Origin of the sequence: Rhodococcus sp. 06-470-2, from assembly GCF_002258235.1 — a bacterium.
Lineage (GTDB): Bacteria > Actinomycetota > Actinomycetes > Mycobacteriales > Mycobacteriaceae > Rhodococcoides.
Genome location: NZ_NOYB01000011.1, coordinates 88,704 through 104,129, shown reverse-complemented (window position 1 = coordinate 104,129; position 15,426 = coordinate 88,704). Strand labels below are relative to the sequence as shown.

Below are 15,426 nucleotides of genomic sequence, written 5' to 3'. Positions count from 1 at the left end.
TTTCCGGTGCGGTCACCTTGGACTCCTGAAGTTGATGTGAGCTGTAGCTGACTCGGAACAATAATGAGAGTCAGGTCACAAAATCAGGAGGTGGTGTCGATCACACGATGGGCTGCGGGAGTGTGCGACGAGCGGTCGAGAATGGCAGTTGAGCGGCTCTACAGTTCGCGCTCTCGGTCTTTGCCCATGTCGAGGCCTTCCGGCAGGTGCAGTCGCGCGAAGATGCGGGAGATGTCCGACGGGATCGTTCTTCGGGTGGCGAGGCTGACGGCGATCATCGAGGCGAAGGCGACGGGGACGCTGACCGCGGCGGGGTAGCCGAGGATCGCCGCCGCCCAGCCGCCCAAGACGCCGTCGGAGATGGGGGTGACGACGGAGATCGACGCGGCGACGAGTGAGATGCCGCCGCCGAGGAGCAGTCCGGTTGCCGCTCCGGCTGCGGTGAGTCCGCGCCACCAGATTCCCAGCACCAGCAGTGGGCACAGGGTGGACGCGGCGACGGCGAAGACGAGTCCGACGGTGCGCGAGAGGTCGAGTGAGACGACGCCGATCGACAGCGCCAACGGCACGGCTCCGGCGAGGATCGCGGCGACGCGGAAGTCTCGGACCTTGCCCGAGAGGACGTCGGTACTGAGCACTCCTGCGATGCTGACCAGTAGTCCGGATGAGGTCGACAGGAAGGCCGCGATGGCACCTGCGGCCACCAGTGCGGCCAGTAGTTGTCCCGGTATTCCGGACAGCACCGAGCCGGGCAGCAGCAGCACCGCTGCGTCGGATGCTCCGGTGATGAGCAGTTGCGGCACGTACAGCCGGGCGAAGACGCCGAGCACCGTCGGGAACAGGTAGAACATGCCGAGCAACGCCAGGACGGTGAGCGAGGTCAGTCTGGCCGCTCGACCGTCCGGGTTGGTGTAGAAGCGCACGAGCACGTGCGGCAGGCCGAGGGTTCCGAGGAACGTGGCCAGGATCAGCGAGTACACCTGATACAGCGGGTGGGCCCCGCCCAGTCCCCCGCCCGGCATCGCCCACGCCCGGTCGGTGGTCGGCGCTCCTGCGACGACGGGAACGGGTGATCCGGCGTCGAGCGTCAACGACGTGCCCGAGGCGAGCCGATGTTCGCCTGCGTCCAGCAGGACTCGCCCGTCGACGCTTTCGTCGTCGAGGGTTCCCGTCACGGCGACGACGATCGGCGAATCCACCTGCACGAGAACATCGGTGGTGATGTCGACGACGGTTTGCTCGGTCACCGTCGGTGGGGCAGGACTGCCGACGCTGCGGTCGTCGGCGAAGAAGTGCACGGCCAGCACCAGTGCCGGGATCGCGATCGCGGTGAGCTTGAGCCAGTACTGGAACGCTTGGACGAAGGTGATCGAGCGCATGCCACCGCCGACGACGTTCGCGATCACGATCAGCCCCACCGCCAGGGCACCGACCCAGCCGGGCACTCCGAGCAGAATGTTCAGTGTCAGGCCTGCGCCCTGGAACTGCGGCACCAGATACAGCGCACAGATGACCACCACCACCAGCATCGCCACGGTCCGCAACCATGGTGCGCCGAGCCGGAATTCGACGAAATCGGGCACCGTGTACGCGCCACTTCTGCGCAGTGGAGCCGCGACGAACAGCAGCAGTCCCAGGTATCCCGCGGTGAAGCCGACCGGGTACCACAGCGCATCGGCTCCGTACTTCGCGATGAGCCCTGCAACCCCGAGAAACGATGCAGCCGATAGGTATTCGCCGCTGATGGCAGCAGCATTCCACCGCGGCCCGACGGTGCGCGAGGCCACCAGGAAGTCGGAGGTGGTGCGGGCCAGCCGAACTCCGTAGATGCCGATGCCCACCGTGGCCACGGCCGCCAGGATCAGCGCGATCACGGTGGCGATCGGAATGGATCCGTTCACGTGCGCCTAGTCCTCGACCAGGCCGACGAATTCGGTCTCGTTGCGCTCGGCTCGGCGCACGTACGCCCAGCCGACACCGAACAGCAACGGATAGATCGCCACCCCCAACACCAACCACGGCAGACCGATGCCGGACGGCGCGACGTCGGTGAAGCGTGCGAGGAGCATGCCCAGCAACGGAATTGCGAACAGAATAGACAGCGTCATCACCGCCAGGCGCACCGACAGCAGAAGCTGCGCGCGAACCAGGCTGCGGACCAGGGCGTCGCCCACTTCGGTTTGCTCCTGCACTTCGACGCGGGTGCGCACCATCCGCGCGCCGCGACGTTGCGAGAGCACCACCCGCTGTCGGTGTGGCTGGGTCATCGCTCGATCCTCGTCACCGGGTGGACCACGATTGCAGCGGACCGCGGACCAGTCTGTCCTTGAGCTCTCTCGCGTGCCGTCGGCTCACCGGCAGTTCGCAGGCCGCGAGGTTTCCGCTGGCCCGCAGGCACACCACCAGTCCCGAACCGACGCTGCGGATCCCTGTGACCAGACGCAGCGAGACCAGGTAGGAGCGGTGCACGCGCAGGAATCCGGCATCGGCCCAGCGACTTTCGAGGGACGAGATCGGGATCCGCACCAGATGCGAGCCGTTGGAGGTGTGCAATCTCGCGTAGTCGCCGTCGGCCTCGACCCACGCCACCGACGATCGGTGCACCAATGTGGTGGTTCCGCCGAGCTCGACGGGAATGACCTCGTCGGCCGAGGTGTCCGCGGACTCCGCGGGTCGACGCCGCGCGAGCAGCACCCGGCGCAGCGCCTCGGTGAGCCGATCCTCGCGCAAGGGCTTGAGCAGGTAGTCGACGGCACCGAGATCGAAGGCAGCCAGCGCCCGGTCGTCGTGGGCGGTGACGAACACGACGGCGGGTGGTCGCGCGAATGCCGACAGGATGCCAGCCAGTTCGAGCCCGTCGAGTCCGGGCATGTTGATGTCGAGGAACACCGCGTCCACCACGTTCTGCCCCGAGGTCTGTTTGAGTTGGCGGAGCGCGGTGGTCGCGTCCTGCGCGGTGAACACCTCGGCGACGGTGTCCTGCTGACGCAGCAGAAAGGCGAGTTCGTCCAGTGCCGGGCGCTCGTCGTCGACGGCGAGAACGATCAACCCGCGGCCGGGGGCGGAGTTGGCAGCCTGCGTCATGCTCGTACACCCGGCCTGAATTTCGGCACCCGCAGGCTCACTTTGGTGCCTGCGCCCGGTGCGGTGTCCACTACGAGACCGTAGTCGTTTCCGAAGGCCGCCCGCAGCCGATCGTCCACGTTCGCCAATCCGACATGGGCCGCGTCCTCGGTGTGCAGGCTTCCCGAGCGCAGCACGTCCGGATCCATCCCCACCCCGTCGTCCTCGATGCTGATCACTGCGTCGGTGCCCTCGTCGGCGGCGATGATCGTCACGCGGCCGCCGTCGGCCTTGCCGGACAGGCCGTGTCGGACGGCGTTCTCGACGAGCGGCTGCAGCGCGAGAAACGGCAGCGCGACGCCCAACACCTCGGGCGCGACCTGCAAGGTGACCTGGAGGGAATCACCGAAGCGGGCCCGTTCGAGCGTCAGGTACCGATCGATGTTGCGTAGCTCGTCCGCGAGCACCGTGAACTCGCCTGCGTTGCGGAACGAGTATCGGGTGAAGTCGGCGAACTCGAGCACCAGCTCACGCGCTCGATCCGGGTCGGTGCGCACGAACGAGGCGATCGTGCCGAGTGCGTTGTAGATGAAGTGCGGGCTGATCTGTGCGCGCAGCGCCCGTACCTCGGCGCGGTCCAACCGCGCCCGAGACGCGTCGAGTTCGGCGAGCTCGATCTGACCGCAGGCGTAACGCGCAACCTCGGCGATGGCCCCGAGCATGCCCGGTCCCGGCTCGGCGACCACGGCTGCCCCCAACACCCCGACCACCGGAGACTCGTCGACGACCAACGGCTGCACCACCAACGCTCTGACCTCGTGGATCGAACCGAGCGGCAGACGCACCAGGACGCGCCGCTGCCCGTCCACCGCCCGCTTCGCCGCCTCGACGAAGGCCGGTGTCAGCTCGTCCCACGGGCCGTCCCAGGCCAGCAGGGAACCGTCGGGGTCGCAGATTCCCAATGCGTCCGCACCGGTCAGTACCCGCAGGTGCGGCGCGGCCGCGGCGGCCGAACGAGTGTCGAGACCGTCACGCAACGGCTTGGCCGCCAGCGACGCGGTGTGCAGGGTGGCGTGGACGGCTCGCTCGGCCGGTGTGGTGAGGTCCCGTCGACCGCGCAGGCTGATCACCGCGATGACCGAGACGATCACGGCCACGATCACCGCCATCGACGCCAGTGCCGCGGTCATCGCGCGCACGTGGTCGAGGTGGGCACGTTCAGGAAGCGTTCGACGAGCCAGTCGACTCCGATGCCGTTTGCGGCCAGTTCGGCGTGGCCCTGCTCCGGTTCGGAGCGAAGCTCGACGTCGTCGCCCAGCGCGCAGGCCTCGGCTACCGCGTCCCGGGTCCATCGGGGATCGATGAGGTCGTCGCGTTCACCGACCAGGACCAGCAGCGGTACCTCGGTGCGAGAAGTCGGTACCGCAACCGATTCGAGCCACTGCGTCATCCGATCCGATGCATCCGCGGAGTCCGGGAGGGCGTCGGCCGGATCGAGAACGGCTCCGGCGTCGGCCTTGGAGAAGCCGAGCAGGTCACTGCAGGCGGTCAGCGCGGTCACGTTGTCGGCGAACGTGCCGCGGATGTAGTCCGCGCGTTCGGCACTCGGATCTGCGGCGTGCAGACCCTCGTACAGGTACGGCACCAGCAGCTGACGCGGCACGGTCTGCTCGGTCTCGGGCGCGAAGAACCGCGTCAGATCGGCCGCGGGCGACAGCGCCGCGGCACCGACCAGTTGCAGACCGTCGCCGTAGTCGCCACTGCGCTCGGCTGCCGCCCAGACCGCTTGTCCGCCTTGGGAGGTGCCCACTGCGCCCCACCTGGTGCCGACGTCGGGAACCACGTTGCGGGCCGCGCGCACCGCGTCGATCACGTCGTACGCTGCGGCGTCCCGGTCGAGGTAGGCGGGATCTCCCGGAGTTCCGAGACCCTGGTAGTCCGTCACCACGACCACGGTGCCGCGTTCGAGGAACGGCGTCACCAATCCGATGGTGCCCAACAGGTTCGGATAGAGCGAGGGTGCGCACTCGTCGGTGACACCGGTGGTGCCGTGCCCGACGGAGACGATCGGCCAGCCGCCGGGCGGAGCAGAACCCTTGGGCACGAACACCGTTCCCGATGCCTCGGTCCCGCCCCCGGTGACCCCGTCGGTGGTGCGGTACACGACCTTGGTGGCAGTCCCGCCGAGATAGGCGACACCGATGTCGACCTGCCCCAGCAGCATCGACGACACGATCGCGCCTCGCTCCGAGCCCACGGGTGCCGCGATCGACACCGGGGCGGGTGTGGCCGGATCCTCGGCAGGAGTGCTGCACGCAGCAACGGCGAACACCAGTGCCGCGGCGGCGACCAGCCGGGTCGACCTCACTGTCTCTGCGCTCCTACGGTGTGCGTCGTGCGATGCGAGCCTCGGCCGCAATTTCTTCCACGTCCAAGCCATTCAACACTGCCCGCAGAGCTTCGTCCTCCAGCTCCCCCGAGTCGCGGGCCGCGATGAGCGCCGCCCGCTGCGCGACCAGGACGTTGTGTCGCAGCGAGTCGAACAACGCCCCGGCCGCCGCGATCCGCTTCTCGCGATCCTCGGTCTCGTCGGCATCCAACCGAGCGCGCACGGAGCGTCGGACGCGCTGGATGACCTCGTCGACGCGCTCGCTGTCCACTCCGTCGATTCCGTCCTTCGCCGCGCGCTGGAGGTAGTCCTCCGCCGCCGTCCGGGCAATGGCCTGCGACAGCAGCCGCTGATTGTCGTTGCGCTGCTGCTCGAGTGGATCTGCGACGTCGAGGCGGCGGATCAACAACGGAAGCGTCAGGCCCTGCAGCAGCAACGTACCGACCGCGACGACGAAGGCCACCGCCTGAATCACGGCCCGCCCGGGAAATTCGTCGCCGAGCACCGTGGTCAGCGGTACACCGGCCGCCGCCGCAAGCGTCACCACCCCGCGCATGCCCGCCCAGGAGAGCACCAGGTTCTGCTGCCACGTCAGACCTGCTTCGCCTGACGGTGATCGCCGGAACAGCTTGCGAAGCAGCATGTTACGGCCGGAATTGGCGAAGATCCAAGCTGGTCGGACGGCCATGACCACCACCAGCACCAGCAGCGCATAGGCGAACACATGGTGGACGGGCAACCCTTCGCGCTGCACCTCCGAGATGACGAACTTCAGCTGTAAACCCATGTAGGCGAACACGAATGCCTCGAGCAGGAGATCCAGCGTCGGCCACACCTGCCGTTCCTGAACGCGGGTGGACACCGAGACGTCGGCGGTGACGCGCCCCAGCACGAAACCGGCGGTGACGACGGCGAGAACTCCCGACGCGTGGATTTCCTCGGCCGCCAGATACGCGGTGAACGGCAGGACCAGACCGAGCACGGTTTCCAGCGCCGAATCCGCGATCCGATTGCGGACGAACCGCACGATGCGCGCCAGCACCAACCCCACCAACACGCCGCCCACGATCTCGTACAGGAAGAACAACACCGGTGAGCCCAGTTCGATCCGACTGCCCGTCACCGAGGCCACGGCCAGGGTGAACAGAGTCAACGCGGCCGCGTCGTTCACCAGAGACTCGCCGGTGAGGATGGCCATCATCCGCGCGGGCAGACCGAGCTTGCGCCCGACGGCGATCGCGGAGACCGCGTCGGGCGGGGCCACGACGGCACCGAGCACCAGGGCCGCGCCGAGGGTGAGCTCCGGGATCAACAGATTGGCGAACCAGCCGACGACCAATGTCGTCACGATCACCATGACGAGACCGAGTCGGAGAATCTGGCCGAGATTGCGTCGGAAGCTGACGAACGAGAAATCCAGCGCGGCGGAGTACAGCAGCGGCGGAAGCACGACGCCGAGGATCAGCTGCGGCGACAGGCTGACGTGCGGGACCCCGGGAACGAACGAGGCGATGGATCCGACGGTGACCAGGACCAGCGGAACCTGCAGATCGATGCGCCTGGCGAAACCGGCGACTGCGATCGCGAAGATGACTACGAGAAGAAGAATCGGTCCGTCCACCCCGACGATTGTGCCGTCAGCCGCACCCTGGGGCACGACCGACGGCAACGATCACCTGCACGAGGAGACCGAAAGGTCCTACTTGTCCGGAATGGCCTTCTTGGCTGCTTCCTGGACCTTGTCGATCTGATCGGAGTACTTGCCACCGGTCTTGTTGTCGATGAAGTCCCCCGCCTTCTCCACGACGTCGTCGATCTTGTCCGAGTTCTCGGCCGCAAGATCCTTGCCCTTGTCGACGATGCCCTTCAGATTGTCTGCGAAGCCCATGACTGTCTCCTGTCGCTGGAATGATCGAACATCCGGAAGCTTACGTTTTGTACTGCGTGTTGCGTAGTGATGTTCGATTGCGCAGCGCCGATCCGAATCGATGGGCAACCTCGACGAGCGCGATTCCGATACCGCCGATGATCAATGCACTGGTGGTGGCTCCCACATTGGACGGATCGAGTTTGAAGAAGGTGCGGCAGAACGGGATCGCGAACAGCAGCAGGTAGCCACCGACCGACCCGCCGAGCAGCACGATCTTCCACCAGTTGTAAGGCCGCGCGACGACGGCCAACACCCACAGCGCGATCATGATCAGGGTGATCAGCGCGGTGGTACTGGCCTGCGTCACCTGGGTCTCGGTGGCGTTCGGGCCGGCATAGACCAGCAGGTAGGAGACGAACGTGCACGAGCCGACGATCAATCCGGACGGGACGGCCAGCCGCATCACCCGCGAGACGAATCCACTGCGCGCCCGCTCGTTGTTGGGCGCGAGCGAGAGCACGAAGGCCGGGATGCCGATGGTGAACCACGCTGCGATCGTCACGTGCCGCGGTAGGAAGGGATACGGGATCGGCTCGAAGTGGAAGATCTGCGACAGCACGCCCGAGAGCCCGATGAGGAACGCCAGCAGTACCGAGTACACCGTCTTGGTGAGGAACAGATTGGAGACGCGTTCGATGTTGCCGATGACGCGTCGCCCCTCCCCTACCACGTAGGGCAGGGTGGCGAACTTGTTGTCCAACAACACGATCTGCGCGACGGCTCGGGTGGCGGCGCTTCCCGAACCCATCGAGACACCGATATCGGCGTCCTTGAGCGCGAGCACGTCGTTGACACCGTCACCGGTCATCGCGACCGTGTGGCCGCGAGATTGCAACGCGCCTACCATCGCCCGCTTCTGATCCGGTCGGACTCGGCCGAAGGTGGTGGAATTTGCGAGAGTGTCGGCCAGTTTCTCGGAGTCCTCGGGCAGATCGCGCGCGTCGATCGGGGCGTCGCCGCCGGGCAGGCCGAGCGATCCCGCGACCGCGCCGACCGAGACGGCATTGTCACCGGAGATGACCTTGACCTGGACGTGCTGGCTGGCGAAGTACTCCAACGTGTCTCGGGCATCCTCGCGCACCTTCTGCTCGAGAATCACCAGTGCACGCGGGGTCACGACTCCGGGCGCTTCGCCGTCGTCGACCGAGCGGTCGGAGCTGGCGAGCAGCAACACCCGTAGACCACGCGAGCCTGCCTCCTCGGCACGACGGGCGATGTCGGAGGAGGCGTCGAGCAGCACGTCCGGGGCACCGAGCAACCAATGCCCGTGCTCGCCGTACGACAGTCCACTCCACTTCTTGGCCGAGGAGAACGGCGCAACGGCCGTCTGCGTCCACCCCGGCGCGTCGGGATACGCCTCGCCCACGGCCTGCACGCTGGCGTTGGGCCGCGGGTCGTCGTGGGCGAGCGACGCCAATGCACTTGTCACCGAGCCGGAGTGGTCGTCGTCGATCAGCACCAACTCCGACAGCCGCATCCCGTTCTCGGTGAGGGTTCCGGTCTTGTCGGCGCACACCACGTCGACGCGGGCGAGTCCCTCGATCGCGGGCAGCTCCTGCACCAGGCACTGCCGTTGACCGAGCCTGATGACACCCACCGCGAAGGCGATCGACGTCATCAGCACCAGGCCCTCGGGGACCATCGGGACGAGCGCGGCGACCATGCCGTTGAGCGCAGGACCCAAAGCCTGCCCGCTGGAGAACAATTGGTTGTAGATGATCAGCGCACCGGCCGGAATCATCAGGTAGGTGATGAATTTCAGGATCTTGTCGATGCCGCTGCGCAACTCGGACTTGACCAGCGTGAACTTGCTGGCCTCCTCGGCGAGCTTGGCCGCGTAGGCGTCACGCCCGACCTTCGTCGCGCGGTACGCACCGCTGCCCGACACGACGAAGCTGCCCGAAAGCACCTGCGCCGCTTCGAGTTTGTGCACCGTGTCGGCCTCGCCGGTGAGCAACGACTCGTCGACCTCGAGGCTCGCGGTCTCGATCACCTCACCGTCGACGACGATCTGATCACCGGGACCCAGTTCGACGATGTCGCCGAGTACGACCTCGTCGGGCGGGATCTGCTTCGAGACGCCGTCGCGCCGAACCTGGGGCTTGTTCTGCCCCACGATGGCCAACCGATCCAGGGTGCGCTTGGCGCGGATCTCCTGCACGATGCCGATGCCACTGTTGGCGACGATCAACAGCCCGAACATGCCGTCGATCACCGAACCGGTGGACAGCACGATGATCAACAGCACACCCAGAATCGCGTTGATGCGAGTGAAGACGTTGCCACGGACGATGTCGCGGACCGACCGAGAAGCTCGGGCCGGAACGTCGTTCGACTTTCCCTCGGCCCTGAGCCTGGCGACGTCCGCCTCGGTCAGCCCGGCGTCCCGCTGCGCATCGGCGTCGATAGACATGGGTGCAGCCTAGTAGGGTTCGGTCAGCCCAGCCGAGACCACCAACGATCGTCGTGCAGCGTTCGCGTGCCGTCTATTCGTTGCCCCGGCATCGGCACCGCCACCTGCACTCCGACGTCCTCGGCCGCGGCGTGCAGCCGCACTATCGGCTCCGACCACGGATGAAACGCCAGATTGAACGTGGCCCAGTGAATCGGGACGAAGATGCCCGACGCCGTCAGATCGATGTGCGCCGTGACCGCTTCCTCCGGGTTCATGTGGATGTCCGGCCACCGCACGTCGTAGGCCCCGACGGGCAGCAGCGTCAGATCGAAGGGGCCGTAGTTGCTGCCGATCTCGGCGAACTTCGGTGTGTAGCCGGTGTCGCCGCCGAAGAAGACGCGTCGAACGGGGCCGGCGAAGGCCCAGGACGCCCACTGCGTCGAGTCCCGGGTCAGACCGCGGCCGGAGAAATGCCGAGCCTCTGTGCACGTGACGGTGAGGCCGCCGATGTTCGTCTGCTCGTCCCAGTCCAGTTCGACGATGCGCGCCTCGGGCACCCGCCACTTGCGCAGATGCGCGCCGATTCCCAGTGGCACGACGAACGGTGCCGACTGAATGCTCGCCAGCTTCTGCACCGTCGCCTTGTCGAGGTGGTCGTAATGATCGTGGGAGATCACGATGGCGTCGACGCGCGGCAGATCGACCAACTCGACCGGCGTCGGATGCAGCCGTGCCGGCCCCACCACCGAGGACGGGGACACGCGGTTGCTCCACACCGGATCGGCGAGAACGCGGTAACCGTCGACCTCGATGAGCACACTCGAGTGGCCGTACCAGGTGACCGCCAGTTCGCCCGCGTCCACCGGCGCGATCGGCGGCGCCAGCGGAATCGGGCGCTGGGGCCTGCCCTTGCCACGTTCGGTGACGAGCGAGACGAACATGTTCTGCTGCCCCTTCTCGCCGCGCCCGGGAACGTAGCTCGAGCTCGGGTCGGAGTTGTGGAACCGGCGATCGCGGTAGCGCGGAGAGCCGGCGGCGTACGGGGTGATGTGCACGCGCCTGGCACCGATCGCCGACGGCAGCCCCCACGTCGCGCGTGCCAACCATGCACCGCTCAGTGCTGCGGCGGCTCCCAGTACGAACTTCGTCTTCGTCACGGTCCCCAGAGTAGGCGGCGCCGACGTCTTCGCAGCTCACCCGTAGCCTTGCCGTATATTATTCGCGTCGGTTTTGCTGCTAGAAGGGGAGACATTGAGTACCGAACAGCTCGAATTCCAGGCGGAGACGCGTCAGCTCCTGGATCTGATGGTGCACTCCATCTACTCCAACAAGGACAGCTTTCTCCGTGAACTGATCTCGAACTCCTCGGACGCGCTGGACAAGCTGCGCCTGGAGTCGTACCGCAACAAGGACCTGGACGTCGACGTCTCGGATCTGCACATCGAGATCGACATCGACTCCTCCGCTCGTACCCTCACCATCCGGGACAACGGCATCGGTATGTCCCGCTCCGAGGTCATCGACCTCATCGGCACACTGGCCAAGTCGGGCACCGCCGAGGTACGCAAGAAGCTCAAGGAAGCCAAGGACGCGGCCGCCTCCGAGGAGCTCATCGGCCAGTTCGGCATCGGCTTCTACTCGACGTTCATGGTGGCCGAGAAGGTCACGCTGCTCACCCGCAAGGCCGGCGAAGCCGCCGCCACGAAGTGGGAGTCCACCGGCGAGGGCACCTACGAGATCACCGACGTCGACGACGCCCCGCAGGGTTCCTCGGTGACGCTGGCCCTCAAGCCGGCCGACGAGGAGGACCACCTCCACGATTACGCGTCCGAGCGCAAGATCAAGGAACTGGTCAAGAAGTACTCCGACTTCATCGCCTGGCCCATTCGCATCGACGTCGAGAAGCGCGTCAAGAGCGAAGAGGAAGGCGGCGAGGACACCGTCACGATCGAGACCGAAACGATCAACTCGCAGAAGGCGCTGTGGACCCGCTCCAAGGACGAGGTGTCCGAGGAGGAGTACAAGGAGTTCTACAAGCACGTCAGCCACGCCTGGGACGAGCCGCTCGAGGTCATCCCGTTCAAGGCCGAGGGCACGTTCGAATACCAAGCGCTGCTGTTCATTCCGTCGCAGGCGCCGTTCGACCTGTTCATGCGCGAGAGCAAGGCCGGCGTGCACCTGTACGTCAAGCGCGTGTTCATCATGGACGACTCGCAGGAACTGCTGCCCGAGTACCTGCGCTTCGTCAAGGGTGTCGTGGACGCAGCGGACCTCTCGCTCAACGTCTCTCGCGAAATCCTGCAGCAGGACCGGCAGATCCGCGCGATCCGTCGACGCCTCACCAAGAAGGTGCTCTCCACGGTCAAGGAGCTGCAGAGCGAGCAGCCCGACAAGTACAAGACGCTGTGGTCGCAGTTCGGAACGGTCCTCAAGGAGGGCCTGATCTCCGACAGCGACAACCGCGAAACCCTGTTGGGCATCGCGTCGTTCGCGTCTACCAACTCCGAGGAGGGCGTGACCACCCTCGCCGAGTACGTGGACCGGATGAAGGACGGCCAGCAGCAGATCTACTACATGACCGGCGAATCGCGTCAGCAGATCGAGAGCTCGCCGCACATGGAGGCGTTCAAGGCTCGCGGGCTCGAGGTGCTGCTGCTCACCGATTCGGTCGACGAGGTGTGGGTCGGCAACGTCACCGACTTCGACGGAAAGTCGTTCCAGTCCATCGCGAAGGGCGAGGTGGACCTCGACACCGAAGAGGAGAAGAAGGAGTCCGAGGCCAAGCGCGAGGAGCAGGACAAGGAGTTCGCAGACTTGCTGACCTGGCTCACCGAGACCCTCGGCGAGGACGTGAAGGAGGTACGTCTGTCGACACGACTGACGACGTCACCGGCCTGCGTCGTCGGTGACGAGTTCAGCTTCTCCCCGCAGCTCGAGAAGATGTACAAGGCATCGGGCCAGTTCGTGCCGACTTCCAAGCGGATCCTCGAACTCAACCCCACCCATGATCTGGTGACGAGATTGAAGAAGGCCCGCGAGGATCGCAGCGACGATCCGCATCTCGCCGAGACCGCCGAATTGCTTTACGCGACGGCCTTGTTGGCCGAAGGCACCGAGCTCAAGGACCCGGCGAAATTCTCCAAGCTGCTCGCCGATCGGTTGACCCGCACGATCTGAGTGCCTGCGGCAGTGGTGTGGTCATGTGCCCTGGGCGGCGCACAACCACACCACTGCGGCGCAGCCGCACTCACTGCGGGGGCAGGATGTGCTCCCCCGTCTTGTCGGTGCTCAGCGACAGTGAACTGATGTACTGCTTCTCCCCGTTCGGCCCCGGCACGTTGGACGCGATCATGTCGGGTCGCTCGAATTCCATGCCGCTGACGTGGCACATCACGAGCGCGTCGGACGGGTTGCCGTGCTCGTCGAACATCGGCAGATCGATGCCGTCGTCGGTGCGACGCAGGTAGTACTTGCCCTTGGTCGCCACCGCCAGGATGGGCGGAAGAACCAGTGCGAGAACGAGAGCCACGATGGGCGAGTACGGTTTGATCGCAGATCCGAATGCGCCGAAGAACACCAGAATCGACAGGATCGCCGATACCGCCATCGATCCGAAGCCGACCGGGTTGATGTTGTAGAGCATGCCGCGTCGGAACTCGGGCACCTTGGGCGAGAGCCCCAGAATGTATTTGTTGAACACGATGTCCGACGCCACCACGGCGATCCACGCGATACCGCAGTTGGCGTAGAAGCCGAGAATGCTGTTGAGGAAGTCGAACATGTTGGCTTCCATCAGGATCAGTGCAATGGCGAGGTTGAACAACACGAACACCATGCGGCCCGGGTACGTCTTGGTGAGGCGGGTGTAGGAGTTGGTCCACGCCAGTGACCCGGAGTAGGCGTTGGTGACGTTGATCTTGATCTGGCTGATGACGACCAGGATCACCGCGAGGGTCATCGCCAGCCAGCCCGGCATGAAGTTCTCGTAGATCTCGAGGAACTGGTGCACCGGCTCGTTGGCGATGCTCGAACCGTCGACGACGTTGGCGATGAGGTACACGGCGAGGAACAGGCCGACGACCTGCTTGAGTGCGCCGAAGATGACCCAGCCCGGTCCCGCGAGAAGCACTGCCGTCCACCAGCGTCGGGAGTTCTCGGGAGTCTTGGGCGGCATGAACCGCAGGTAGTCGATCTGCTCGGCGATCTGAGCGATCAACGACAGACACACGCCCGCCGCGAGCATCACCGATCCGATGTTGACGCCCTTGCCGTCGGCACCGTCCTGACCGCCGTAGGCGAAGAACTCCCCGACCGAATCGGGATTGCTGATCACCAGGTAGACGAACGGCAGCACCATCAGCACCAACCAGAGCGGGGTGGTCCAGACCTGAAGCTTGGCAAGGGCTTTCATGCCGTAGATCACCAACGGAATAACCATGATCGTCGACACCGCGTACCCGATGGGCAACGGGACACCCAAGCCGAGTTCGAGTCCCTGCGCCATGATCGAACCCTCGAGCGCGAAGAAGATGAAGGTGAACGTCGCGAAGATGACGTTGGTGACCACCGATCCGTAGTAGCCGAATCCGCTTCCACGGGTGATCAGATCGAGGTCGATGTTGTATCGAGCAGCGTAGTAGGCGAGCGGGAGCCCGGTCAGGAAGATGACGACCGCGAACACCAGGATGCCCCAGAGTGCGTTGCCGGTTCCGTAGGAGATTCCGATGTTGGCACCGATGGCGAAGTCCGCGAGATACGCGATTCCGCCGAGCGCGGACGTCGCGACAACACCGGTTCCCCATTTACGGTAGCTACGCGGCGCGAAGCGCAGCGTGTAGTCCTCTAGCGTCTCTTTGAGCGCGGTGTCTGTCGGCGCTGGCTGTACGGCGGTCATGGATCAACAACGTAGAACCGCCACGTTGCCAGGGTGTCTTGCGTTGATGTAGCTACTGTTACTCAATCCGGCGATTCGGACATCCGACCCGAATGCGTGCGCTGCGCCGGGAAATCAGGCGGCGGCGCGCGCTGCCAGCAGCGAGAAGTTCGACAGCTCGGCGCGCAACATGTTCATCGCCCGATGCTGGGCCACCCGCACAGCTCCGGCCGTCATCCCCAGTGCTTCACCGGTTTGCGGTGCCGTCAGGCCCCACACCACTCGCATCAGAATGATCTTGCGGTACTTGGTCGGCAGGGTGTCCATCAATGCCTGGGTATGGCTACGCAGTTCGTCGCCGAGCGCGAGTTGCTCCGGCCCGGCTTCGGTGGATTGCTCCTCGGGCATCTCGTCGATCGAGAACGACTGTCGCAGAGCCGATTTGCGGCCGGCGTCGGCGAGCTTGTGAGCGGCGATCCCGTACACGAAGGCCATGAACGGCTTGCCCATGTCTCGGTACTTGGGAATGGCGGTGACCAGTGCGAGGCAGACCTCCTGCACCACATCGTCGGCGGCCACGTCGAGATTCCCGATCCGGGCGGCGCAGTAGCGCCGAACCGGTGGCTGGATCAGCACCAGCACCTGTTCGAGAGCGAGTCGATCTCCCGCAACGGCGCGAGGCACAACATCCTCGAGCCTGTCCATGCCGAAATCCATGGCCGATCTCCTCACTGGCAACGCGCGTCCTCTCCTGAACGCTCACCAGTACTTCGGCG

Annotated in this window: 12 protein-coding genes; 1 reads left to right on the top strand and 11 read right to left on the bottom strand. The window is 65.6% G+C overall.

The window, feature by feature from the left end:
* Positions 1–158: 158 nt before the first annotated feature.
* The 9 genes from CH276_RS07385 to CH276_RS07345 all read right to left on the bottom strand — a co-directional run bounded on the left by CH276_RS07385 (position 159) and on the right by CH276_RS07345 (position 10,943).
* Positions 159–1,901 (bottom strand): sodium/solute symporter, encoded by a 1,743-nt coding sequence (locus CH276_RS07385; RefSeq protein ID WP_094631185.1) that lies wholly within the window; start codon positions 1,899–1,901, stop codon positions 159–161.
* Between the two features lie 6 nt (positions 1,902–1,907).
* Positions 1,908–2,267 (bottom strand): hypothetical protein, encoded by a 360-nt coding sequence (locus CH276_RS07380; protein WP_032395801.1) that lies wholly within the window; start codon positions 2,265–2,267, stop codon positions 1,908–1,910.
* A gap of 13 nt (positions 2,268–2,280) precedes the next feature.
* A complete protein-coding gene (locus tag CH276_RS07375; RefSeq protein WP_094631184.1) occupies positions 2,281–3,084 on the bottom strand; it encodes a LytR/AlgR family response regulator transcription factor in 804 nt (267 codons plus the stop codon).
* Entirely contained in the window at positions 3,081–4,253 is a 1,173-nt protein-coding gene (locus CH276_RS07370) for a sensor histidine kinase (RefSeq protein ID WP_032396262.1), read from the bottom strand. Before CH276_RS07370 ends, CH276_RS07375 begins: the two co-directional genes overlap by 4 nt.
* Positions 4,250–5,431 carry an alpha/beta hydrolase gene (locus CH276_RS07365; protein WP_094631183.1) on the bottom strand — a complete coding sequence of 394 codons (1,182 nt, stop codon included), beginning with the start codon at positions 5,429–5,431 and terminating at the stop codon, positions 4,250–4,252. The genes CH276_RS07370 and CH276_RS07365 overlap by 4 nt, the downstream gene beginning before the upstream one ends.
* Positions 5,432–5,444: 13 nt before the next feature.
* Positions 5,445–7,073, bottom strand: coding sequence for a Na+/H+ antiporter (locus tag CH276_RS07360; RefSeq protein ID WP_032396264.1), 1,629 nt, complete (start codon positions 7,071–7,073; stop codon positions 5,445–5,447).
* Positions 7,074–7,151: 78 nt separating this feature from the next.
* A complete protein-coding gene (locus CH276_RS07355; RefSeq protein WP_032395803.1) occupies positions 7,152–7,340 on the bottom strand; it encodes an antitoxin in 189 nt (62 codons plus the stop codon).
* A gap of 40 nt (positions 7,341–7,380) precedes the next feature.
* On the bottom strand, positions 7,381–9,795 hold the full coding sequence (locus CH276_RS07350) for an HAD-IC family P-type ATPase (protein ID WP_094631182.1): 2,415 nt from the start codon (positions 9,793–9,795) through the stop codon (positions 7,381–7,383).
* 23 nt (positions 9,796–9,818) lie between these two features.
* The gene (locus CH276_RS07345; RefSeq protein ID WP_371828372.1) at positions 9,819–10,943 is read right to left on the bottom strand and encodes an MBL fold metallo-hydrolase; all 1,125 of its coding nucleotides are present in this window, start codon (positions 10,941–10,943) and stop codon (positions 9,819–9,821) included.
* An 85-nt stretch (positions 10,944–11,028) separates the two neighbouring features.
* On the opposite strand from CH276_RS07345, the gene htpG reads away from it, so the two are divergent.
* Entirely contained in the window at positions 11,029–12,954 is a 1,926-nt protein-coding gene (htpG, locus tag CH276_RS07340) for a molecular chaperone HtpG (RefSeq protein ID WP_094631181.1), read from the top strand.
* A gap of 70 nt (positions 12,955–13,024) precedes the next feature.
* On the opposite strand, the gene CH276_RS07335 is transcribed toward htpG, so the two are convergent.
* Positions 13,025–14,671, bottom strand: a complete 1,647-nt coding sequence (locus tag CH276_RS07335) for a purine-cytosine permease family protein (RefSeq protein WP_045196556.1) — start codon at positions 14,669–14,671, stop codon at positions 13,025–13,027.
* Positions 14,672–14,785: 114 nt separating this feature from the next.
* Positions 14,786–15,367, bottom strand: coding sequence for an RNA polymerase sigma factor ShbA (shbA, locus tag CH276_RS07330; protein ID WP_094631180.1), 582 nt, complete (start codon positions 15,365–15,367; stop codon positions 14,786–14,788).
* Between the last annotated feature and the right edge of the window lie 59 nt (positions 15,368–15,426).